Origin of the sequence: Microbacterium sp. LWH11-1.2 (genome assembly GCF_038397745.1) — a bacterium.
Lineage (GTDB): Bacteria > Actinomycetota > Actinomycetes > Actinomycetales > Microbacteriaceae > Microbacterium.
In genome coordinates, this window is sequence record NZ_CP151636.1 from 2463231 (window position 1) to 2483587 (window position 20357).

Annotated in this window: 23 protein-coding genes; 12 read left to right on the top strand and 11 right to left on the bottom strand. The window is 69.6% G+C overall.

Translation table 11 applies throughout. From position 1 onward, the window contains the following. Positions 1–29: 29 nt before the first annotated feature. Both MRBLWH11_RS11870 and MRBLWH11_RS11875 read right to left on the bottom strand, forming a co-directional pair. Positions 30–1190 (bottom strand): mandelate racemase/muconate lactonizing enzyme family protein, encoded by a 1161-nt coding sequence (locus tag MRBLWH11_RS11870; RefSeq protein ID WP_341945022.1) that lies wholly within the window; start codon positions 1188–1190, stop codon positions 30–32. A gap of 90 nt (positions 1191–1280) precedes the next feature. Continuing rightward, positions 1281–2084: an IclR family transcriptional regulator gene (locus tag MRBLWH11_RS11875; RefSeq protein ID WP_116636430.1), complete on the bottom strand. Its 804-nt coding sequence runs from the start codon at positions 2082–2084 to the stop codon at positions 1281–1283. 228 nt (positions 2085–2312) lie between these two features. Between MRBLWH11_RS11875 and MRBLWH11_RS11880 the strand changes: the two genes are divergently transcribed. Genes MRBLWH11_RS11880 through MRBLWH11_RS11890 form a run of 3 tightly spaced genes read left to right on the top strand, consistent with a single transcriptional unit; the run spans position 2313 to position 5469 of the window. Next, entirely contained in the window at positions 2313–3245 is a 933-nt protein-coding gene (locus MRBLWH11_RS11880; protein ID WP_116636429.1) for a sugar ABC transporter permease, read from the top strand. Then, a complete protein-coding gene (locus MRBLWH11_RS11885; protein ID WP_116636428.1) occupies positions 3245–4102 on the top strand; it encodes a carbohydrate ABC transporter permease in 858 nt (285 codons plus the stop codon). Before MRBLWH11_RS11880 ends, MRBLWH11_RS11885 begins: the two co-directional genes overlap by 1 nt. A gap of 53 nt (positions 4103–4155) precedes the next feature. Further along, a complete protein-coding gene (locus MRBLWH11_RS11890) occupies positions 4156–5469 on the top strand; it encodes a hypothetical protein (RefSeq protein WP_341945024.1) in 1314 nt (437 codons plus the stop codon). A gap of 172 nt (positions 5470–5641) precedes the next feature. On the opposite strand, the gene MRBLWH11_RS11895 is transcribed toward MRBLWH11_RS11890, so the two are convergent. Next, positions 5642–6361 carry an SDR family oxidoreductase gene (locus MRBLWH11_RS11895; RefSeq protein ID WP_116636426.1) on the bottom strand — a complete coding sequence of 240 codons (720 nt, stop codon included), beginning with the start codon at positions 6359–6361 and terminating at the stop codon, positions 5642–5644. Further along, on the bottom strand, positions 6358–7275 hold the full coding sequence (locus MRBLWH11_RS11900) for a dihydrodipicolinate synthase family protein (RefSeq protein WP_116636425.1): 918 nt from the start codon (positions 7273–7275) through the stop codon (positions 6358–6360). Before MRBLWH11_RS11900 ends, MRBLWH11_RS11895 begins: the two co-directional genes overlap by 4 nt. Positions 7276–7385: 110 nt before the next feature. On the opposite strand from MRBLWH11_RS11900, the gene MRBLWH11_RS11905 reads away from it, so the two are divergent. Then, the gene (locus MRBLWH11_RS11905) at positions 7386–8267 is read left to right on the top strand and encodes an SMP-30/gluconolactonase/LRE family protein (RefSeq protein ID WP_341945025.1); all 882 of its coding nucleotides are present in this window, start codon (positions 7386–7388) and stop codon (positions 8265–8267) included. Beyond that, complete coding sequence (locus MRBLWH11_RS11910) at positions 8264–8905, top strand: bifunctional 4-hydroxy-2-oxoglutarate aldolase/2-dehydro-3-deoxy-phosphogluconate aldolase (protein ID WP_341945026.1); 642 nt, start codon at positions 8264–8266, stop codon at positions 8903–8905. Before MRBLWH11_RS11905 ends, MRBLWH11_RS11910 begins: the two co-directional genes overlap by 4 nt. Before the next feature lie 51 nt (positions 8906–8956). Here the strand turns inward: MRBLWH11_RS11910 and gndA are convergent, their stop codons facing one another. Next, positions 8957–10405: an NADP-dependent phosphogluconate dehydrogenase gene (gene gndA / locus MRBLWH11_RS11915; protein ID WP_341945027.1), complete on the bottom strand. Its 1449-nt coding sequence runs from the start codon at positions 10403–10405 to the stop codon at positions 8957–8959. A gap of 131 nt (positions 10406–10536) precedes the next feature. Between gndA and MRBLWH11_RS11920 the strand changes: the two genes are divergently transcribed. Continuing rightward, a complete protein-coding gene (locus MRBLWH11_RS11920; protein ID WP_341945028.1) occupies positions 10537–11595 on the top strand; it encodes a D-2-hydroxyacid dehydrogenase in 1059 nt (352 codons plus the stop codon). Positions 11596–11619: 24 nt separating this feature from the next. On the opposite strand, the gene MRBLWH11_RS11925 is transcribed toward MRBLWH11_RS11920, so the two are convergent. Then, positions 11620–11745, bottom strand: a complete 126-nt coding sequence (locus MRBLWH11_RS11925; RefSeq protein WP_279303217.1) for a hypothetical protein — start codon at positions 11743–11745, stop codon at positions 11620–11622. A 225-nt stretch (positions 11746–11970) separates the two neighbouring features. Here MRBLWH11_RS11925 and MRBLWH11_RS11930 point away from each other — a divergent pair, with 225 nt between their 5' ends. Next, positions 11971–12600, top strand: a complete 630-nt coding sequence (locus MRBLWH11_RS11930; RefSeq protein WP_341945029.1) for a 50S ribosomal protein L25/general stress protein Ctc — start codon at positions 11971–11973, stop codon at positions 12598–12600. A 101-nt stretch (positions 12601–12701) separates the two neighbouring features. Then, a complete protein-coding gene (pth, locus tag MRBLWH11_RS11935; RefSeq protein WP_341945030.1) occupies positions 12702–13283 on the top strand; it encodes an aminoacyl-tRNA hydrolase in 582 nt (193 codons plus the stop codon). Positions 13284–13309: 26 nt separating this feature from the next. Here the strand turns inward: pth and MRBLWH11_RS11940 are convergent, their stop codons facing one another. Further along, entirely contained in the window at positions 13310–13996 is a 687-nt protein-coding gene (locus MRBLWH11_RS11940; RefSeq protein WP_341945031.1) for a hypothetical protein, read from the bottom strand. Positions 13997–14018: 22 nt separating this feature from the next. Beyond that, on the bottom strand, positions 14019–15023 hold the full coding sequence (gene trpS / locus MRBLWH11_RS11945) for a tryptophan--tRNA ligase (protein ID WP_341945032.1): 1005 nt from the start codon (positions 15021–15023) through the stop codon (positions 14019–14021). Positions 15024–15041: 18 nt separating this feature from the next. Between trpS and MRBLWH11_RS11950 the strand changes: the two genes are divergently transcribed. From MRBLWH11_RS11950 to MRBLWH11_RS11965, 4 genes are read left to right on the top strand one after another with little or no spacing between them, the layout of a single operon-like run. After that, positions 15042–15749 carry an SRPBCC family protein gene (locus MRBLWH11_RS11950; protein WP_341945033.1) on the top strand — a complete coding sequence of 236 codons (708 nt, stop codon included), beginning with the start codon at positions 15042–15044 and terminating at the stop codon, positions 15747–15749. Next, complete coding sequence (locus tag MRBLWH11_RS11955; RefSeq protein WP_341945034.1) at positions 15746–16429, top strand: DUF4166 domain-containing protein; 684 nt, start codon at positions 15746–15748, stop codon at positions 16427–16429. Before MRBLWH11_RS11950 ends, MRBLWH11_RS11955 begins: the two co-directional genes overlap by 4 nt. Then, positions 16426–17064 carry a DUF4166 domain-containing protein gene (locus MRBLWH11_RS11960; protein WP_341945035.1) on the top strand — a complete coding sequence of 213 codons (639 nt, stop codon included), beginning with the start codon at positions 16426–16428 and terminating at the stop codon, positions 17062–17064. The genes MRBLWH11_RS11955 and MRBLWH11_RS11960 overlap by 4 nt, the downstream gene beginning before the upstream one ends. 45 nt (positions 17065–17109) lie before the next feature. Further along, positions 17110–17424 (top strand): hypothetical protein, encoded by a 315-nt coding sequence (locus MRBLWH11_RS11965; protein ID WP_165808107.1) that lies wholly within the window; start codon positions 17110–17112, stop codon positions 17422–17424. A 31-nt stretch (positions 17425–17455) separates the two neighbouring features. Here MRBLWH11_RS11965 and MRBLWH11_RS11970 read toward each other — a convergent pair whose 3' ends face one another. The 3 genes from MRBLWH11_RS11970 to MRBLWH11_RS11980 all read right to left on the bottom strand — a co-directional run bounded on the left by MRBLWH11_RS11970 (position 17456) and on the right by MRBLWH11_RS11980 (position 20357). After that, positions 17456–18295 carry an exodeoxyribonuclease III gene (locus tag MRBLWH11_RS11970; RefSeq protein WP_341945036.1) on the bottom strand — a complete coding sequence of 280 codons (840 nt, stop codon included), beginning with the start codon at positions 18293–18295 and terminating at the stop codon, positions 17456–17458. A gap of 10 nt (positions 18296–18305) precedes the next feature. Continuing rightward, positions 18306–19511: a YihY/virulence factor BrkB family protein gene (locus MRBLWH11_RS11975; RefSeq protein WP_116636413.1), complete on the bottom strand. Its 1206-nt coding sequence runs from the start codon at positions 19509–19511 to the stop codon at positions 18306–18308. Positions 19512–19589: 78 nt separating this feature from the next. Further along, positions 19590–20357 carry a succinate dehydrogenase iron-sulfur subunit gene (locus MRBLWH11_RS11980; RefSeq protein WP_116636412.1) on the bottom strand — a complete coding sequence of 256 codons (768 nt, stop codon included), beginning with the start codon at positions 20355–20357 and terminating at the stop codon, positions 19590–19592.

Sequence of the window (20357 nt, forward strand, 5' to 3'; positions counted from 1 at the left end):
GTTCTGTCGTCGTGGGCGGTGCGGCGCGCTCAGTGCCGCACGTACTCCTGGATGGCCGCTTCGTCGACGGTCACGCCGAGGCCAGGGCCGGTCGGGACGAGGAATCCGCCGTCCGGGCGCACCTCGAGCGGGCTGGTGAGCAGACGGTTGGCGACCGGCAGGGTGAACGGCTGGTACTCGAACGCGAGCAGCGAGGCCGCGCTCGCCGCGACGTGCACGCCTGCGGCCATCGCGATGCCGAAGGCCGCGGAGTGGTGCGGCGCCACCGGCACGTGGAAGGCATCGGCGACGGCGGTGATCGCGAGTCCCTCCGTGATGCCCGTGCGACCGATGTCGGGCTGGGCGACGCCGAGGGCGCGGCGGGCGAGCCAGTCCGTGAACTCGAAGCGGCTGCGCATGGCCTCGCCGACGGCGATCGGCGTGGCGAGAGCGACGGCGAGGTCTCGGTGCCCCTCGACGTCCTCGGGCGCCAGGGGTGCCTCGAAGAACCAGGCCCTCCGGTCATCCAGCTCCCGACCGAGCGCGCGCGCCTCGCCGAGACGGTACGTCCAGTGCGCGTCGAGCGCGACGTCGAGGTCGGGATGCACGGCGCGGATCGCGTCGAAGGTCGCGAGATCGGTGCGGATGTCGACGCCGAGGTGCAGCTTGATCCGTCGGACGCCGCCTTCGACCAGCTCGGCGGCCTTCTCGGCGCGCTCGACGTCATCGACGCCGCGGATGCCGGACACGTAGGCGGGCAGGACCTCGTGGAAGCGTCCTCCCGCGAGCTCGGACATCGAGAGCCCGGTCGCGTGACCCCAGAGGTCCCAGAGTGCGATGTCGACGGCGGCCATCGCGTCGGCCTGGTGGCCGGTGAGGTGTCCGCGCTCGCGCATCGACTCCGACATGCGGTGCCAGAGGGTGCGGACGGAGCGCGGGTCCTCTCCGAGGATGAGCGGCGTGAGCAGATTGTCGACGATGGCGGCGGCGACGACCGGGGCGACGGGGGCGAGGGCCTCGCCCCAGCCGACGAGACCGTCATCGGTCTCGATCTTGACCAGCAGCGTCTCGTATCCGGGGGAGTAGAGGCTCCGCCACGGCGGACGGATGACGTAGCCGCGATGCTCCACGCCCGTGTCGCCGGCGTAGGAGTTGTTCGCATCCTCCTTGGAGAGGTAGAGCGGGAAGGTTTGGACGCGCGTGATTCTCACAGGGGTCTCCAAAGACATCGATGGGCGAGAAGCCGGCGGCGTGTGCCGCGGCAGAAGGATCGGGGTGCCGCGGTCCGCCGCGGCGGGGGCTCAGAGCGTCGCGAACGCGGTGGCGGTGCGGGAGGGGCTGTAGCCGAGGGCGACGGAGATCTCGTCCGCGGCCTCGATGAGCTGCAGGGCCAGCTCCTGGTGCGGGGCGTGGAGATCCAGCACCGAGAGCGGGCCGCTGGCGGAGAGGCCGGCGACGATCTCCCCTGCGCGGTTGTGGATGGGGGCGGCGATGCACGCGCGGCCGAAGGCGAGCTCCTCGATCTCGGTCGCGTAGCCGCGGCTGCGGGTCTCGTCGAGCGCGACCTGCATGGCGTCGCGGTCGACGATCGTGTGCGGGGTGAATCGCTGGGGGGTCTGAGCGAAGTACTCGTCCACCTTGTCGGAAGTCATCCCGGACAGCAGGGCCTTGCCGAGGCCCGTGGCGTGCAGCGGACCGGTGCGGCCCGCCATGGCGAACGACTTGGGGGCGAGGGCGCCCTCGAAGTTGCAGAGGTAGGTGAACGTGAAGCCGCTGAGCTCGGCGACGTTCACGCCGATCTCGATCTTGCGGGCCAGGTTCTGCGCGATCTGCCGCGAGGCGCGGAAGATCGGCGAGCCGTTCAGGGCGATCGTGCCGAGCGAGACGGCTGCGGGGCCGAGTCGGTAGAGTCCCGTGCGGCCGTCCTGGACCACGAACTTCATCCGGTCGAGCGCGGACATCATGCGCGAGACGGTGGACTGACCGAGCCCGGTGAGCGTGCACAGCTCCGAGACCCTCAGCTCACCCGACTCCTCGGTGAAGCAGGCGAGCAAGGACATCGCCCGTTCGACGGTCTGGGTGCCGCCCACCGATTCCGATGCCATCGTGACTCCTCCTCCATACGGTCGCCGCTCCGCGACGCTGCGGCTCGTCACCGCTGCCAGTCATCCTAATGAGAGAAATGGCGGCGAGCAACACAAATGTGGGTGTCTTATGCATTTTGTGGATTTCGCATCCGCAATGTGGTTGACTTGCGGCACGTCGACGTCGACGACTGTGACGACGACGCGCAGGGCCCCATCCGGGGTCGTCCCTACTGGAAAGCGACTGCAATGCAACAAGCCATCCTCGAGCGGCCCGCGAAGAGCGAGCAGGCCGAGCCACGTTCCGGGCGGCGCTCCACGCTGGGCGCGAAGGACCGCACCTTCGGTTTCATGATCGCACTTCCCGCGGTCCTCCTGTTCCTCGTGATCGCGATCTTCCCGCTCGTGTCGAGCATCGGCACCAGCCTCTACGATCAGTCGCTGCTGCGCCCGGAGCGCACCTTCGTGGGGCTCGGCAACTACGCCGCGATCTGGGACGAGTTCTTCGCCCGCCTCGGCACGACGCTGATCTTCGCCTCGCTGTCCACCGTCTTCCCGCTCGTGCTCGGCGTCGCCCTCGCCCTGCTGCTGAACGCACGACTGCGCGGACGGAACATCCTGCGCGGCGCCCTGATGCTGCCGTGGCTGCTCCCCGGCGTCGTCGTCTCCTTCCTCTGGGCGTGGATCTTCAACGACAGCTACGGCGTCGTCAACCACGTGCTCGCGATCTTCGGGATGCCGGAGGTCAGCATGCTCGGCAACCCGGTCGGTGCGATGGCCGCGGTGGTCATCGCCAAGACCTGGCACTCGTTCCCCTGGATCATGGTCGTCGCACTCGCGGTGCTCCAGACGCTGCCGAGCGAGCAGATCGAGGCCGCCACCATCGACGGCGCGACACGAGCGCAGCGCTTCCGCTACATCTCCCTGCCGCACATCGCCGGCCCGGTCACGCTCGTCGCCGTGCTGGAGTTCATCTACAACTTCGGCAACTTCGACACGATCTTCGTCATGACCGGCGGCGGCCCGGGTAACTCGACCACGACCCTCGCGGTCAGCCTCTACCACCTGGCCTTCGGCAGCTACGAGCTCGGGAAGGCCTCAGCGATGGGCGCCCTCTGGCTCGTGCTCCTCGCCATCATCTCGAGCGGATACCTGCTCCTCAACCGACGACTGGAGAAGTGATGCGCCGTTCCCGCGACATCGGCGAGTCGATCATCCGCCCCCACCTTTCCATCCCCGGGCGCGTCCTGCTCCTGCTGCTCGCCCTGTTCGGGCTGCTGCCGATCTACTGGCTCACGGCGACCGCGTTCACGAAGAAGGAGGATGTCTTCGCAGTGGATCGGCCGTTCTTCCCGGTCGATCCCACGCTCGAGAACTTCATCGGCTTCTTCCAGAACGACGCGCTGCTGAAGAACCTCCTGAACAGCGTCATCGTCTCGACCGGAACCGCGGTCCTCGCGGTCCTGGTCGGCGGGCTCATGGCGTACTCGCTGTCGAAGTTCCGCTACCGCGGACGCAACGCGATCATGTTCATGTTCCTGATCGGGCAGCTGATCCCCGGCGCCCTCCTGCTCATCTCGCTGTACCTGATGCTGAGCTCGGCCGGACTGCTGTACACGTACACCGCCCTGATCATCTCGTTCACGACGTTCACGCTGCCGCTCGCGGTGTTCCTGCTGAAGGGCATCATCGACGGTCTCCCCGACGACATCCTCGAGGCGGCGAAGGTCGACGGACTCTCCCGCACGGGCACCATGTTCCGCATCGTGTTCCCGCTCGTCGTGCCGGGACTCATCACGGCGGCGATGTTCGCGTTCATGCGGGGCTGGAGCGATCTGCTGTTCGCGCTCACGCTCGCCGGACCCGACAAGCAGACGCTCCCCGCGGGCCTCACCCAGGCGTTCATCCGCGAGGGCACCGCCGACTGGCCGGCCCTCATGGCCGCGTCGCTCGTGACGTCCCTGCCGCTCGTCCTCATCTTCATCCTCCTGCAGCGCTACTTCGTCTCCGGTCTCGCGGCCGGTGCGGTCAAGGGGTAGCCATGCACCGCCGAACAGCTCGACCCCCACACCTCGAAGAAGGAGCAGTCACCATGAACATCTCGAACTCGCAGCTGAGCCGTCGCGCCTTCCTCGGCGGCGGCACGGCACTTGCCGCCTTCGGCGCGCTCGCCCTCGCGGGCTGCGCGACGCCCGCGGCCCCCGGCACCGGCGCCGGGAGCACCGCGAATGCGGCGACCAAGGCCAAGACCATCAACTTCTACGGCAACTCGCTCGGCGAGGAGGCGCTGAAGCCCGCGTGGCAGGGCATCCTCGACGGCTTCGCCAAGGACTCCGGCGCGACCGTCGCACCCGTGATCTACCCCTACGACCAGGCCGCCACCCAGCTCGCCCTGACCGGCCGCTCCGGCAAGCTCCTGGGCGTCGGGCAGTCCGGCGGGTGGCAGGTGCTCACGCCCATGGACGTGCTCGCCGACCTGACGGACCTCGCGAAGGGCCTCGGCATCCCGCAGGGCGTCCTCGACTCGTACACGATGGACGGGAAGCTCCTCGTGCTTCCGCTGACAGCCGCAGGCATCGGCATCATCACGAACGGCGAGATCGCGAAGAGCGTCGGGATCAAATCGGGCATGACGGTCGAGCAGTTCGCGACCGCACTCGAGAAGATCAAGGCGCAGGACGCCTCGCTCATCCCGTACGCCGCGGTGACCAAGAACCCCGATCTGAAGGATGCCGTGCACTGGATGTGGGGTTTCGGCAGCGAGGTCGTCACCGACGACTTCACCTGCACGATCGGCGACGCCGAGAGCGTCAAGGCCATGACCTGGTACAAGTCGCTCCAGGATGAGGGCCTCACGCAGACGAACGTCGCCCGGAGCGACGCGCGCATCCTGTTCGCGAGCGGCCGGGCCGCGCTGTACGACGATGCTCCGCTCGCCTCGACCTTCGTCAAGACGAACGGCGCGCCGCAGAACATCATCGACAACATCGGTGCCATCGCCCGCCCGACCTCGGGCAAGAACAAGTCCTACAACCGCGCCTGGGGCTCCGGCCTCTTCGCGAGCGCGGGCGAGGGCGAGCTCACCAGCCGCGACTTCATCACGTACGCGGCGACCAACGTGAAGGCGGCGACGGCCCTGTACGAGCGCTCGGCGGTGGCTCCGGCGGCGAAGTCGGTCGCGGACCAGATCCCCGCGCTCGCGGCGGACAAGTTCCAGACCGCCTTCCGCACGGAGGTCTCCGAGCACGCGCGCGGTGCCGCCTGGGACCGGGTCGCCGTGACGGCGCAGATCGATGCCGCGATCGGCGGCGGAGTCGCGACCATCCTCGCCGGACAGGTCGACGTGCAGGCGGGCCTCAACGCCCTGAAGAAGGAAGTGCAGGGTCTGCTCGACGCCAACTCCTGAGCGTCGCCCCTCTGCACGCGATCGCCGTACCCGGTCCTCGGGTGCGGCGATCGCGTGCGTCCGGTCGCTGTGGCGGCGAGAGAGAGCCCAGAGGCACCGGGTGAGACGCCACTGGCCCCGAGGCGTCGTGGACGACGGCTCAGGGCCAGGTGTGGTCGCTGTCGGGTGTGTGTCAGAGCCAGCGTTCGCGCAACGCGGGCTTGAGCCAGGCGGCCGGCGACGAGATCGACAGGCCGCCGTCGACCGCGATCGACGTGCCGGTCACGAACGAGGCGGCATCGGAGGCGAGGAACGCCACGACGGCGGCGACCTCCTCCGGACGCCCGATGCGGCCGAGGGGGTAGCCCTCGCTCTCGCCGGTGTCGGTCGCGGAGATGCTCCCCGGCTGCACGGCGTTGACGCGGATGCCGCGCGGGCCGTAGTCGAGCGCCAGCTGCCGCACGAGCCCGTCGACCCCGGCCTTGGCGGCGGCGTACGCGGGGAGCGCGGGAGCGGCGAGCGAGGAGTTCACCGAGGTCACCGCGACGATCGATGAGCCCGGTGCGAGACGGGGGAGCGCGGCGCGGGCCACGAAGAACGCCGAGTCCAGCGTCGCGCCGATGGCGCCGCGCCAGTCCTCGTCGCTCGTCGCGTCCGCCCGGCCGATCGGCATGCGAGCGGCGGCGAGCACGACGACGTCGATGCGGCCCAGGGCCGCCTCGGCATCCGCGACGGCGAGATCCGCGGCATCCGGTCGGCTGCAGTCGGCGACGAGGTACTGCTCGAAGACGGGGTCCGTCGAGTGCTCGAGTCCGACGCCGACGACCGCATCCCCGCTCTCCGTGAAGGCGCGGGCGATCGCGAGCCCGATGTCGGAGCCGCCGCCGATCAGCAGCACGCCACGGCGGCTCACACGCGCACCGTGGTCGGCACCGGCGGGAGGTCCAGTTCCTCGATCACGAGCTTGACCGCCGCGCGGCTGCCGGCGTCGAGGCGCGAGGCGGGGTAGCGCACCGTGGCGTGCTCGATCACGCCGCGCGCGACGAGCACCTCCTTGTGCACCGCCCACGCGATGCCGCCCTGCAGACCGATGAGCACGAGAGGGAGCATACGACGGAAGTCCGCCCGCGCCTCCTCGACGCGCCCCTCGACGAACTGCGCGAGCACGGGAGCGAGGAGGTCGGGGAACTCACATGCGGGCATCGTGCCGACCGCGCCGCGGGCATACTCCTCGAGGCAGAACTGCGCGTTCTGCCCGCCCAGCACCGCGAAGCGGCTGTCGCCGATAGCATCGACGACAGCGCCGACCTTGGGGGCCGTCGGGGGCGCTTCGACCTTCACGGAGTCGACGCCGTCGAGACGGGCCAGCTCCGCGATCAGCGCGGGTGTCATGGCGACTCCGGTGACGCCGGGGGCGTCCTGCACCATGACCGACAGCGAGGTGGCGGCGGCGACGTCGCCGTAGAAGTCGACGAGGGTTCCGGCGGGAGGCTTGACCATGAACGGCGGCAGCACCATCAGCGCGTCGGCGCCGCCCTCTTCGGCCAGGAGCGCCTGCTCGATCGAGGTGGCCGTGGAGGTGCCGTTGACGCCGGCGATCACGGGGACGCGTCCGTCGACGAGCTGCACGACGTCGTCGAGGATGGCTCGGCGCTCCTCCGTCGTGAGGGCGAACCCTTCGCTCGCCATCCCGAAGACGGCGACGCCGTCGACTCCGGAGGCGAGCTGGAACTCGACCAGGCGGCGCAGGCCGGCGCGGTCGAGGGCGCCCGTCTCGTCGAACGGCGTCGCCAGGATGGGCATCAGGCCCTGGAGTGTCGGAGCCATCGGCTTCTTCCCCGCTTCTTCATCGTGTGCGCAATTCTCGCAAGTGTTATGCATATTGTGAGATAGTCTGCCACATAACGGTTATGACCTACCACTGAAAGATGACACGGATGTCACGTTCCCCGCTCTCCCGCACCGTCGAGATCCTCTCCGACGCGAGATACGTCCAGGCCGAGTCGCCGCGCTGGGACGGCCGCGACGGCGGCCTCGCCTGGATCGACATGGCAACCGGCGCGTTCCACCGCGGCCGCCTCGAGCAGGGGAGAGTCGTCCCGGAATCCGCCGTGCGCGTGGGGGACCAGATCGGTGCGCCCGTCCCGCTCGCCGCGCCGGGGACCGGCTGGGCGGTCGCGGTCGACCGGGGCGTCGTCCACGTGAGCGATGCCGGCGTCGTCTCGCCGCTCGTGACGGATGTCGCGGCTCCCGGCCACTACATGAACGACGGCGGTGCAGATCCCTCCGGCCGGTTCTGGGTCGGCAGCCAGTCCATGCCGCGTGCACCGCACTGCGCGCTCTGGAGCCTCGAGCCCGACGGGACCATGACAGAGCGCCTCGCCGGGGTGACGGTCTCGAACGGGCTCGCGTTCGATCGGACAGGATCGACCCTCTACTACATCGACACGCTCCCGCACCGGAGTATCGAGGCGTTCGACGTCGCACCCGACGGGCGTCTCTCGCGTCGTCGCACCGTCTGCGAGGTCGACGGCGGCAACCCCGACGGCATGACGATCGACGACGAGGGCATGCTGTGGGTGGCGGTGTGGGATGCCGGCGAGGTGCGACGCTACTCGCCGACCGGGCTGCTGCTCGAGACGGTCGCTCTTCCCGCGCGTCGACCGACGGCTGTCGCGCTCGTCGATCGCCTGCTGGTGATCACGACGGCGAGCATCGGGCTGTCGCAGCCCACCGACGCGGATGGTGCGCTGCTCGGCGTCGAAGTCGAGGTCGGCGGTTCGCCGGCGTCGCCGTGGAGCGGGGAGCCGGTGCGATGAGTGTGGTCGACAACCAGCAGCTGCGGGAGCGGATCGATGCGGAGCGCATCGTCGCGATCCTCCGGGGGACCGATGTCGATGCCACGGTCGACGCGGCGCTGACGCTGATCGACGCCGGCATCCTCACCCTGGAGATCGCCCTCACCCTGGAGGGTGCGGAAGAGGCGATCGCCCAGGTCGTGCAGACTGCTCGGCCGGAAGCGCTCATCGGCGCGGGCACGGTCCTCACCGAGGCGGACGCAGATCGCGCGCTGTCGGCCGGCGCGCAGTTCCTCGTCACGCCCACGCTCGCCGCGTCGGTGGAGTACGCCGTCCGGCAGGGCGTCGGCGTCCTGCCCGGTGTCTACACGCCGACCGAGATCCAGCGCGGCCTGGACCTGGGCGCTGCGGCGGTGAAGCTCTTCCCGGCCTCGGCTCTCGGGCCGGGGTTCATCCGCGCGGTCCGCGACCCGTTCCCGGAAGCCCGGATCATCCCCGTCGGCGGAGTGGGCGTCGACACCATAGGCGGGTACTTCGCCGCAGGAGCCTTCGCGGTCGGCGTCGGGGGACCGCTCGTCGGCGACGCGGCGACTCCCGGGGGAGATCGGATCGCGCTCGCCGCGAGAGCGCGGGAGTTCGTCGCGGCCGTCCGCAGATGAGAGAAGGGCCGGGCACCCGCAGGTGCCCGGCCCTTCCCGATCGGATGCCGATCAGTGCGTGTCTTCCGCCTCGATCTCGGTGCGGTCGCCCGACCACTGCGTGTGGAAGGTGCCCGGCTTGTCGATGCGCTTGTAGGTGTGCGCGCCGAAGAAGTCGCGCTGGCCCTGCACGAGGGCAGCGGGGAGGCGGTCGGCGCGGATGCCGTCGTAGTACGACAGCGACGACGAGAACGCCGGGGCCGGGATGCCGGCCTGCGCGGCCGCGACGACCACGCGACGCCACGGCGCCTGAGCACGCGTGATCGCTTCGGTGAAGTACGGAGCGGTCAGCAGCACGGGCAGGCCGGGTTCTGCGGCGTAGGCGTCGGCGATGCGGTTCAGGAACTGGGCGCGGATGATGCAGCCGCCGCGCCAGATCTTCGAGATCGCGCCGAGGTCGATGTTCCAGCCGTACTCGGCGGCGCCGGCACGGATCTCGTCGAAGCCCTGCGAGTACGCGACGATCTTCGACGCGTACAGCGCCAGGCGGACGTCCTCGATGAACGCGGCCTCGTCGGAGACGACGAACTCCTCGTCGGGGCCGGGCAGGGCCGTGGCGACCTCGCGCTGCTCCGGGTGCGAGGAGAGCGAACGGGCGAAGGTGGCCTCCGCGATGCCCGAGACGGGCACACCGAGGGACAGGGCGGTCTGCACGGTCCACGCGCCGGTGCCCTTGGCGCCGGCCTGGTCGAGGATGACGTCGACGAGCGGCTTGCCGGTCTCGGCGTCGACCTGGCGGAGCACCTCGGCGGTGATCTCGATCAGGTACGACTCCAGCTCGCCCCGGTTCCACTCGGCGAAGATGTCGGCGATCTCGGCGGGGGTCTTGCCCGTGCCGCGGCGGATGAGGTCGTAGGCCTCGGCGATGAGCTGCATGTCGGCGTACTCGATGCCGTTGTGCACCATCTTGACGAAGTGTCCTGCGCCGTCGTGGCCGACGTGCGTGACGCACGGCTCGCCCTCGGCGACCGCGGCGATGGACTTCAGGATCGGGCCGAGCGTGACCCACGACTCGTCCGAGCCGCCGGGCATGATCGAGGGACCCGTGAGGGCGCCCTCCTCGCCACCGGAGATCCCGGCGCCGACGAAGTTGATGCCGGTCTCGCGGACCGCCTTCTCGCGGCGGATCGTGTCGGGGAAGTAGGCGTTGCCACCGTCGACGATGATGTCGCCCGGTTCGAAGACCTCGACCAGCGAGTCGATCACGGCATCCGTCGGGCCGCCGGCCTTGACCATGATGATCGCGGTCCGCGGCTTCTGCAGCGAATCGGCGAACTCCTGATAGGTCTGCGCGGGGACGAACCCGGCTTCCGGGTGCTCGTCGAGGAGCGTGCGGGTCTTCTCATAGCTGCGGTTGAAGATCGCCACGGTGTTGCCCTCGCGGCTGGCGAGGTTGCGGGCGAGATTCGAACCCATGACGGCGAGTCCGACGACTCCGATGTTCGCTGATGCTTCGGGCACAGAAGGCTCCTCGATCGTGAAGAAGGGGTCCTTTTAGCGTATCGCTGTGTCACGGGTCGTTGCGCCCTGTGACATCCGCCCGCGCACGGCCCCTACGCTGGTCGGATCGAGACGTTCCGAGGAGGATCAGCGTGGGAGAGACCGAGACCAGACTGCGAGCGGTCGTGGCGGTGCCGCTGCCGGAGGAGCTGTGCGTGCTCATCGAGGAGCTCGAGCCGCGCCTGGAGGTCATCCGCGATCATTCGCTGACGCATCCCGCGCGGTGGGCCGCCGACTGGTCCGGCGACCCGGAGCACACGCGCACACCGGCCGAGCAGCAGGCCTTCGACGCGATGGTCGACTCGGCCGACGTCCTCTTCGGTGCTCCCGACGTCGACGCCGACGCGCTCGCGCGCACGATCGCGGCGAACCCGAGACTGCGCTGGGTCATGACGACGGCGGCGGGCGGCGGGAGCACCGTGAAGGCCGCGGGTCTCTCTCGCGCCGACCTCGACCGGGTCGTCTTCAGCACGAGTGCCGGCGTGCACGGCGGAACGCTCGCCGAGTTCTCCGTCTTCGCGGTGCTGGCCGGCGCGAAGGGGCTTCCCCGTCTGCTGGCCGACCAGCGCAGCCGGACCTGGCCCGACCGATGGCAGATGCGGCAGCTCGACGAGATGACGGTGCTGATCGTGGGGCTCGGCGGCATCGGAGCGGAGTGCGCGCGACGCTTCCACGCCCTCGGTGCTCGGGTCTGGGGGACGACGCGCTCGGGCGAGCCCGTCGACGGCGTGGACAGGCTCGTCCCGCTCGACCGGCTCACGGACGCGGTCGGCGAGGTCGACGCGATCGTCGTGACGCTCCCCGGTACGGCGCAGACACATCACCTCATCGGGGAGGAGGTCCTCGCCGCCGTGAAGCCCGGCATGATCCTCACGAACGTGGGTCGGGGCACGGTCGTCGACGAGGTCGCCCTGCTCGAGGCGCTCGACGACGGCAGGGTGGCGTTCGCCGGTCTCGACGTGTTCGAGAACGAACCCCTCGACGCCGCATCCCCGCTGTGGGATCACCCTGGCGTGCTCGTGAGTCCGCACACGGCGGCGATCAACTCGAACGAGGAGGAGCGCATCGCGCGTCGGTTCGCCGAGAACGCCACGCGACTTCTCGACGGCCTGCCGCTGCGCGCCGTGGTCGACACGGTCGAGTTCTACTGAGAGGGCGCCGAGGCGCCCGAGGGCTCAGTCCTTGCGGTAGCCGGAACGGCCGAGAGAGAACAGGGCGGCGAAGCTGCCGACGACGGCGCACACGCTCATCGCACCGATCAGCCACAGGAGTACGTGCGAGAGGAAGGCGCCGTCGAGCATGGGGTTCTCCGTGATCTGCAGATAAGGACCGGTGTCATCAGCCTATCGGGTGATCCGGTACCATTGATCTCGTACCTCGGCGAGGGATGCTTCTGCGCGTGCGCTGGCATCCGTTATCGACGCGGCGAAGCAAGCCCGGTGGCTTTCCTCACGCGTCTGCGTTCGAGCTCACAATTCCAAGACCACCGCGCGGCGCCTTCGCTGCGTTTCCTGAAGGAGAACCGCATGTCTGAAGACACCAAGGTCCACGCCGAGCTCCGCGAGAGCTTCGGCAAGGGCTTCGCCCGTCGCCTCCGCGCCGCCGGCAAGATCCCCGCCGTCATCTACGGCCACGGCACCGAGCCGGTGCACGTCGCACTGCCGGGCCACCAGGTCTCGCTCATCATCCGCCGCGCCAACGCGCTGCTGGAGCTCGACATCGAGGGCAAGGAGCAGCTCGCCCTGGTCAAGGACGTCCAGAAGGACCCCGTGCACCAGATCATCGAGCACATCGACCTGCTCGTGGTGAAGAAGGGCGAGAAGGTCACGATCGACGTCCCCGTCATCGTCACCGGCGAGTCCGCTCCCGGCACGATCGTCAACCAGGACGCCAACACCCTGTCGATCGAGGCCGAGGCCACGCACATCCCGCAGAACCTCGAGGTCTCCGTCGAGGGGCTCGAGGAGGGCGCGCACATCACCGCCGCCGACGTGAAGCTCCCCAAGGGCTCGACCCTGCTCGCCGACCCCGAGGTCCTCGTCGTCGCGATCTCCGTGCCGGCTGAGCAGGACCTGGGCGAGGACGACGCCGCCGCCGAGAGCACCGAGGGTGCTGCCGAGGGCGAAGCAGCAGCCGAGGAGGCCGCTGCGGAGTGATCTCCGACAGTTTCAGGACAGAGGGGACGCGATCGGATCGCGTCCCCTCTGTCGTATCCTGACCGGGCCCCGCACAGGACCCGGCGCGAAAGGACGAGGACATGTCATCCACGTGGCTGGTGGTGGGGCTCGGCAATCCGGGCCCGCGCTACGAGGCGACCCGGCACAACATCGGTCAGATGGTCGTCGACGAGCTCGCGGCACGTCGCAGCGAAGCCTTCCGCGAGCACAAGGGCGGCGCACGCGTCGTCGAGACGTGGCTCAAGCCGGGCGCCGACAAGCTGGTCCTCGCCAAGCCGAACACGTTCATGAACGTGTCGGGGACCCCCGTCGCGGCACTCGCGCGCTTCTATTCGGTGCCGGTCGAGCAGGTCGTCGTCGTGCACGACGAGCTGGACATCTCCTTCGACACGGTGAAGCTCAAGACCGGTGGGGGGCACGGCGGGCACAACGGAGTGCGCGATGTCGCGCGCGCTCTCGGGACCGCCGACTTCCCGCGCGTGCGGGTGGGCATCGGCCGGCCGGCGGGACGCCAGGATCCGGCCGACTGGGTGCTCGCGCCCTTCGGCAAGGAGGAACGGCCGAACCTGCCGATCCTCATCTCGGACGCGGCGGACGCGGTCGAACTGCTCGTGGCTGAAGGCCTTCTGGCCGCCCAGCAGAAGCATCACGCCCCGCGCTGAGCCGCTGCACGGGGGCGAGGCGAGCGTCAGCTCGCGAAGTCGATGAACCCGGCTGCGCTGCCCGCGGAGAACGCGAAGAGCAGCACGACGAAGAAGATCATCGGGGCGATCACTGCGACGACCAGCGCGCCGATGCCCGCGCCGCGTCCCTGCTTCTTGCGGATGGCGATGATGCCGATCACGATCGCCGCGATGCCGAGGATCGTGCCGGTCCAGAACGACAGCTCTGCCCACAGCACCTGGTCGCGGGCGGGGGAGAGCGCGCTCAGGACGTCGTCGGTCGTCGTGGAGACGCCTTCGGGCAGACGGCGCCCGATCTCGAATCCGGCGACGCCGACGACGATCGGCGTGACGACGGCGGCGACGACCGCGAAGATCAGCGCGAGGATGCCGAGGAAGCCGGATGCGCGCGGGGCCGCGTCGGGGACCGTGTAGGCCCCGGTCGGGACGGCGTAGCCGCCGACGGGCACCTGGTAGGCCCCCGGAGGCGCCGCCTGGGGAGCGGGTGCCACGGGGTAGGCCGGAGCGGTCTGGTAGGCGGGCGGTGCCGGAGGAATGACCGGGGCCTGATACGCCGGCGGTGCCGGAGGAGCTGCCGCCGGTGCCGGCGGCGCCGCGGGGAACGCCGGGGGAGGCGGGGGGACCGCACCGAACGGCGCAGGCGGAACGGGAGGAACGGCGCCGGACGGAGGTGGCAGCTGCGGATCGGTCACGACCCCCATCCTAGAGGCGTGCTCAGACGCGGCGGAGCAGACCCACCCGGTCGTAGACGTCGGACAGGGTCGCGTCGGCGACGGCATCCGCTCGTCCGGCGTTGTCCGCCAGGATGCGGTCGAGCTCGGCGGGGTCGTCGAGGAGCTCGAGGGCGCGGGCGCGCACCGGCTCGAACTCGTTCACCACGACCTCGGCGAGGCCCTTCTTGAAGTCGCCGTACCCGCGGCCGGCGTAATCGTCCTCGATCGCGGCGACCTGACGGCCCGTGAGGGCCGCGTAGATCGTCAGCAGGTTCGAGACGCCCGGCTTGTTCTCGCGGTCGAAGCGCACGGATCCTTCGTTGTCGGTCACGGCGCGCATGATCTTCTTCGCGGACTTCGCCGGGTCGTCGAGCATCCACAGCACGCCCGCGTCGCTCTCCGCCGACTTCGACATCTTCGACGTCGGGTTCTGCAGATCGTAGATCCGCGCCGTCTCCTTCTGGATCACCGGCATCGGCACCGTGAACGTGGCCCCGAAGCGGGAGTTGAATCGCTCGGCGAGGTCGCGCGTCAGCTCGACGTGCTGCTTCTGGTCGTCGCCCACCGGCACCACATCGGTCTGGTACAGCAGGATGTCGGCCGCCATGAGGACCGGGTACGTGAACAGGCCGACGCTGGTCGCGTCCTGTCCGTATCGGGCCGACTTGTCCTTGAACTGGGTCATCCGGCCGGCCTCGCCGAAACCCGTGATGGTGCTGAGGATCCACGCCAGCTCGGCGTGCGCGCGCACGTGCGACTGCACGTACAGCGTCGACAGCGACGGCTCGATGCCCGCCGCGATGTACTGGGCTGCGGTGCGTCGGGTCTTCTCGCGCAGCTCCTTCGGGTCCTGTGCGACGGTGAGCGCGTGCAGGTCGACGACCGAGAAGTAGGCGTCATAGGACGTCTGCAGGTCCCGCCACTGGAGGAGCGCGCCGATGTAGTTGCCGATCTGGAGGGAGTCGGCGGAGGGCTGCATTCCGGAGTACAGGCGAGGTTTCGTCACGACATCAATCCTATGGGGATGCCGGTGGCCGATCTGCGCGTCGGGGCGTTCTACGCTGTGGGCATGATGTTCGCCGCTCTTCGGACCTCCCGCACCCCGCGACGGCAAGACCGCGCCGTCTACGTCGAGATCCTCATCGACGCGCCGATCGAGACGATCTGGGACCTCACCCAGACGCCCGAGCAGCATGCGCGGTGGGACGGACGGTTCTCCGCCATCATCCCGACGCGGGAGCGGGCGAACGGTGCGCAGGAGTTCCGCTACGAGCTCGATCTCGGGATCCACACGATCCGCGGCACCGGCGTCTCGCTCGGCGACCGACGAGGGAAGGCGGGTGAGCGCACGTCGGCCCTCGCCTTCGACACGTCCGACCGGCTGTCCCCGCTCGGAGCTGGTCGCGGGTACTGGCGATACGTGCCGACGCCCGAGGGCGTCCGGTTCCTCACCGGCTACGACTACGCGCCGGGATGGGGGCTCATCGGCCGCGTGCTCGACCCGCTCGTCACCCGCCGCTTCGTCTGGTGGCTCACGGCGTGGAGCTTCGATCGCCTTCGTCTGTGGGCCGAGGACGGCGTCCCACCGGAGGAGACCGGCTGGTGGCGCTCGCTCCGACCAGGACGGCGCCCGCGCGCCCGCGCCCGCCGGTGCCGGAAGCGCCCTGCCCGGACGGGCGGCAGGACCATCATGCAGAACGCGCCGGCGACGTTGACGGAGATCGCCGCATGAGCGCGCAGGGCGTGTTCGAACGCGCTCTCGGCGACGACTTCGCGCGCCTGCACCCGCAGATGAGGAAGCGCTTCGGCGTCGGGGTCGGTGCCGGCTACGGCTGCATCGGCCGCGGGGTGATGACCGAGGTCCGGCGCGGGCCCTGGTGGACGCTTCCCTTCCTCATGATCGGGACGATGCGCAACATCATGTTCCCCGAGCGGGGTCGCGACATCCCCTTCCAGATCGACAATCACGCCTACATCGACAGCCTCGGCAGGGAGACCGTCACCTTCGTGCGGACGATGACGATCCGGCCGGGCAGGCGACGCCGGTTCGACGCGACGATGATCTTCAGCGAGAAGCGGGGGAGGATCGTCGACTATCTCGGCACGCATCAGCACCTCGCCGTCGACCTCGACCTCGCCGTCACCGACGAGGGGGGCCTCCGGCTGTCGTCGGGTCCCCAGCGCTTCTATGAGGGCCCCCTCGCCTTCCGCTTCCCGATGCTCTTCAGCGGACGAGCGCACTTGGCCGAGCGCTTCGACGACGAGCGGGGGTGTTTCGTGATCGACCTCGAGGTGCGCAACGACCTGCTGGGGTTCCTCTTCGGCTATCGCGGCACCTTCGTCTGCGAGTTCCCGGAGGGCGCGGAGGTGCCCGAGACGGTGAAGCCCACCCGCGAGGAGGTGCGCGAGTGACCGCCAGGGGCGAGGTCTTCCTCGCGGCGCTGGGACCGGATGCCGAGCGCCTGCACCCGGAGATCCTCGCGCAGATGCGGGCCCCGGCGGCGGTCGACCGCGCAGAGGGCGTGTTCACGGTCGCGGGCAGCCGCTTCGGGCGGCTCGGCATCCTCGCTCTGCCGGTGGTGGGACCGCGGATGCTGGTCACCCGCTTCGGGCGGGATGTGCCCTTCTCGCTCCGGACGCGTGCCGGTCGCACGTCGTCCGGGCGCGCGACACTCGACACGACCAGGGAGTTCCGCTTCCCCGGCACGACGCAGTTCATCTCCGACAGGCTCACCGTGAGCGTGGTGCCCGGCCTCGTGCGCAATCTGCTGGGCGCGCGGGAGCGCGTCGAGCTCATCGAGGAGTGCAGTGTGACGGCGCAGGGCGCGCTGCGGATGCGGACGCGCCGGATCGCCCTGCGCCTGTGGGGCCGTCGCTTCGCTCTGCGCGGCATCCTCGGCATCTCGGTCGATCTCGAGGACGGCTGGGACGAGGCGCAGAAGCGGCGCACGATCGAGATGCGCGCTACGAACCCGCTGGTGGGGACCATCCTCGAGTACCGCGGCTGGTACCGGCACCGCGACGAAGATCAGCCGACCCCGCAATAGGAGAAGACGGTGGTGGTCGGGTGCGCCGACTGCGAGACTTCCTGCATGTCCTCCACGCAGAGCCCTGCCGTCGGAGGCGGTGTGCGGATCGTCGGCATCGTCCTGACCGTCCTCGTCGGCGTGCCCTTCCTCTTCTTCGCCTGGATCGCACTGAGCAGCCGATTCGCGTCGGGCAGCGCGGATCCGCACGGATACGCACTCATCTTCGGCACGTTCCTGGCACTCGTCGCGGGAATCGCGCTCGCGCTCGTCGTCCCGCTGATGTTCCGCTCCGGACAGCGCGGTTCCGCCTACCTCGGGAGCCTGATCGTCTACGTGCTCGTCGCGGCCGCGCTGATCATCTCTCTGATCACGGCCTGACGCGCGGCGGTCGGAGTCGACCGGATCGCGGTCAGAAGGTGTAGTCGACGACCACCGGCGCGTGGTCGCTCCAGCGCTGGTCGTAGGCGGCGGCCCGAGCGACGTGGTACGTCTGCACGCGCTCCGCCAGTGCCGGCGTCGCGAGGTGGTAGTCGATGCGCCACCCGGAGTCGTTGTCGAACGCCTGGCCCCGCATCGACCACCACGTGTACGGGCCGTCGACCTCGCCGTGGAAGCGACGTCCGACGTCGACCCAGCCGAGGCCGGTGCCCACCGAGCCGTCGACGCCCGTCACCTGTGCGCCGGCCTCACCCAGGAAGCGGTCGAAGTAGGCCCGCTCGCGGGGGAGGAAGCCCGCCTTCTTGCGGTTGCCGCGCCAGTTCTTGATGTCGAGCTCGCGGTGCCCCACGTTGAGGTCGCCGGTCACCAGCGCCAACGCGCGGTCGGCACCCAGCTCGGCGAGACGAGTGCCGAAGGCGTCGAGGAACTTCCACTTCTCCTCCTGCTTCGGGGTGTCGGCCTCGCCCGAGTGCACGTATGCGCTCACGACGGTGATCGGACGATCACCGATGCGGAAGTCGGCTTCGATCCAGCGCCCCTTCGAGTCGAAGTCGTCGGGACCGAGCGTGGTGCGCGAGGCGAGGGCCGGCGTGCGGCTGGCGATCGCGACGCCCGCGCGACCCTTGGCGGTGGCCTCGTCGTGCACGAAGGACCAGCCCGGCAGTGCGGCCTCGAGATGCTCGTCCTGTCCGCGGACCTCCTGCAGCGTGAGGATGTCGATGTCGGCGGCGTCGAGCCACGAGCTCATGCCGTTTCGAGCGGCCGCTCGGATTCCGTTGACGTTGACCGAGGCGATACGCAGATGGGGCATGGACACAAGCCTAACGAGCGCCGCCGACATCCCGAGACGGCCGGTGCAGGTCCGTCAGGAGGCGCTGAGCGAGCGGCGTCGGCTCCGGCGAGGGAGGCGCAGACGCCTCGAGCGCCGCGAGCTCCGCCTCGGCATCCCGCACCGCTCGTCCCGCCTGCCAGGCGCGGTACCAGGGCGCGCCGTCACGAGCGACCTCCGCCTCGCGCAGGCGGATGCGCGCGGCCGACACCAGCGTCCGATGCTCCGCGGCGCGTCGTTCCGCCTCGGTCTGCGACAGCAGCGGGAGATCGCGGTCCAGCGCGGTGACCGCGATCCAGGAGGACGCCACCAGCATCACCACGCCGTTCACGCGGAACCACAGCAGGAGGCCGATGAAGATCGCGAAGGTGGCGAGCAGCGGATTCGACGGCGTGTAGCTCAGCAGGAACCCCGCACCGTACTGGAGGATCGTCATCGCGCCGCCGCCGAGGAGAGCGCCCGGCCAGATGACGCGCCAGTCCAGCGACGTCCCGGTGAGGAACCGCACCATGGCGGCCAGGGCCGAGGAGAGCAACGCGAACGAGACGAGCACGGTGCCGAGGCGGATGCTGATGTTGATGCCGTCGGAACCGGAGTCCCAGTCGAGCAGGCTGAGCGCCCAGCTCAGGGCCGCAGCGCTCGCGGAGCTGAGGATCGAGCCGACGATGAGGGCGACTCCGAACAGGAGCGCCGCCAGCAGGTCGCGCGCCTTGAGGAGCACGTAGCTGCGCAGGTCCGGCGGCAGGCCGAAGATGTCCCTGGTCGCGCGCCGCGAGAACGTCACCCATCCGATGGCCGTCCAGATCACGGTGCCGAGGGCGATCAGACCCGTGACGCTGAGCACCCCGGTCGTGCTCGCGGCGATCTCCTTCACCTGCTCGGGGGTGAACACTCCGCCCTGCTCCTCGATCAGGTGGGGGATGTAGCTGTTGATGATCTCGATCATGCCGTCGACGGCCTCGGTGCTTCCCCCGAGCCAGAGACCCGCGATGGCGAAGGCGAGATAGATCGCCGCGAAGATCGCGAACAGGGCCTGATAGCTCACGCCCGCCGCGAGGAGGAAGCCGTTGTGCTGGAGGAAGTGACGCCACACCCGCACGGGGAACAGGCCGAGCGTCCGCTGCGTCAGCGCCGTCGCGCGCTCGACGGCGGCATCGAGGCGACCGGGCTCGGCTGCGGCGCGATCGGGATCAGACACGCTCTCACCCTATCCACACAGCGAGAACGGGCGGGCTCCCGAAGGAGTCCGCCCGTTCTCGTCCGACGATGCGCCGCGTCAGGGGCGGCCGCGGAGCACGGCCTGCTTGACCTCGGCGATGGCCTTGGTGACCTCGATGCCACGAGGGCAGGCCTCGGAGCAGTTGAAGGTCGTGCGGCAGCGCCAGACGCCTTCCTTGTCGTTGAGGATGTCGAGACGCACGGCGGCGTTGTCGTCGCGCGAGTCGAAGATGAAGCGGTGGGCGTTCACGATCGCCGCCGGGCCGAAGTACTGTCCGTCGGTCCAGAACACCGGGCACGACGAGGTGCACGCGGCGCACAGGATGCACTTGGTGGTGTCGTCGAAGATCTCGCGGTCGGCGATGGTCTGGACGCGCTCCTTGCCCTTCTCCGGCACGGAGCTCGCGACGAGGAACGGCTGCACCTCGCGGTACGACGCGAAGAAAGGCTCCATGTCGACGACGAGGTCCTTCTCCAGCGGCAGTCCCTTGATCGCCTCGACGTAGATCGGCTTCGAGATGTCGAGGTCCTTGATCAGGGTCTTGCAGGCGAGGCGGTTGCGTCCGTTGATGCGCATGGCGTCGGAACCGCAGATGCCGTGGGCGCAGGAGCGGCGGAACGTGAGCGACCCGTCGACCTCCCACTTGATCTTGTGCAGGGCGTCGAGCACGCGGTCGGTGGAGTAGAGCTCCACGTCGTAGTCGACCCAGTGCGGCTCGGCGTCGACCTCGGGGTCGAACCGGCGGATGTTGAACGTGACGATGAAGGACTGGATGCCGGTCTCTTCGGTCGTGCTCGCGGGGGATTCTGCGATGGCGGTGGACAT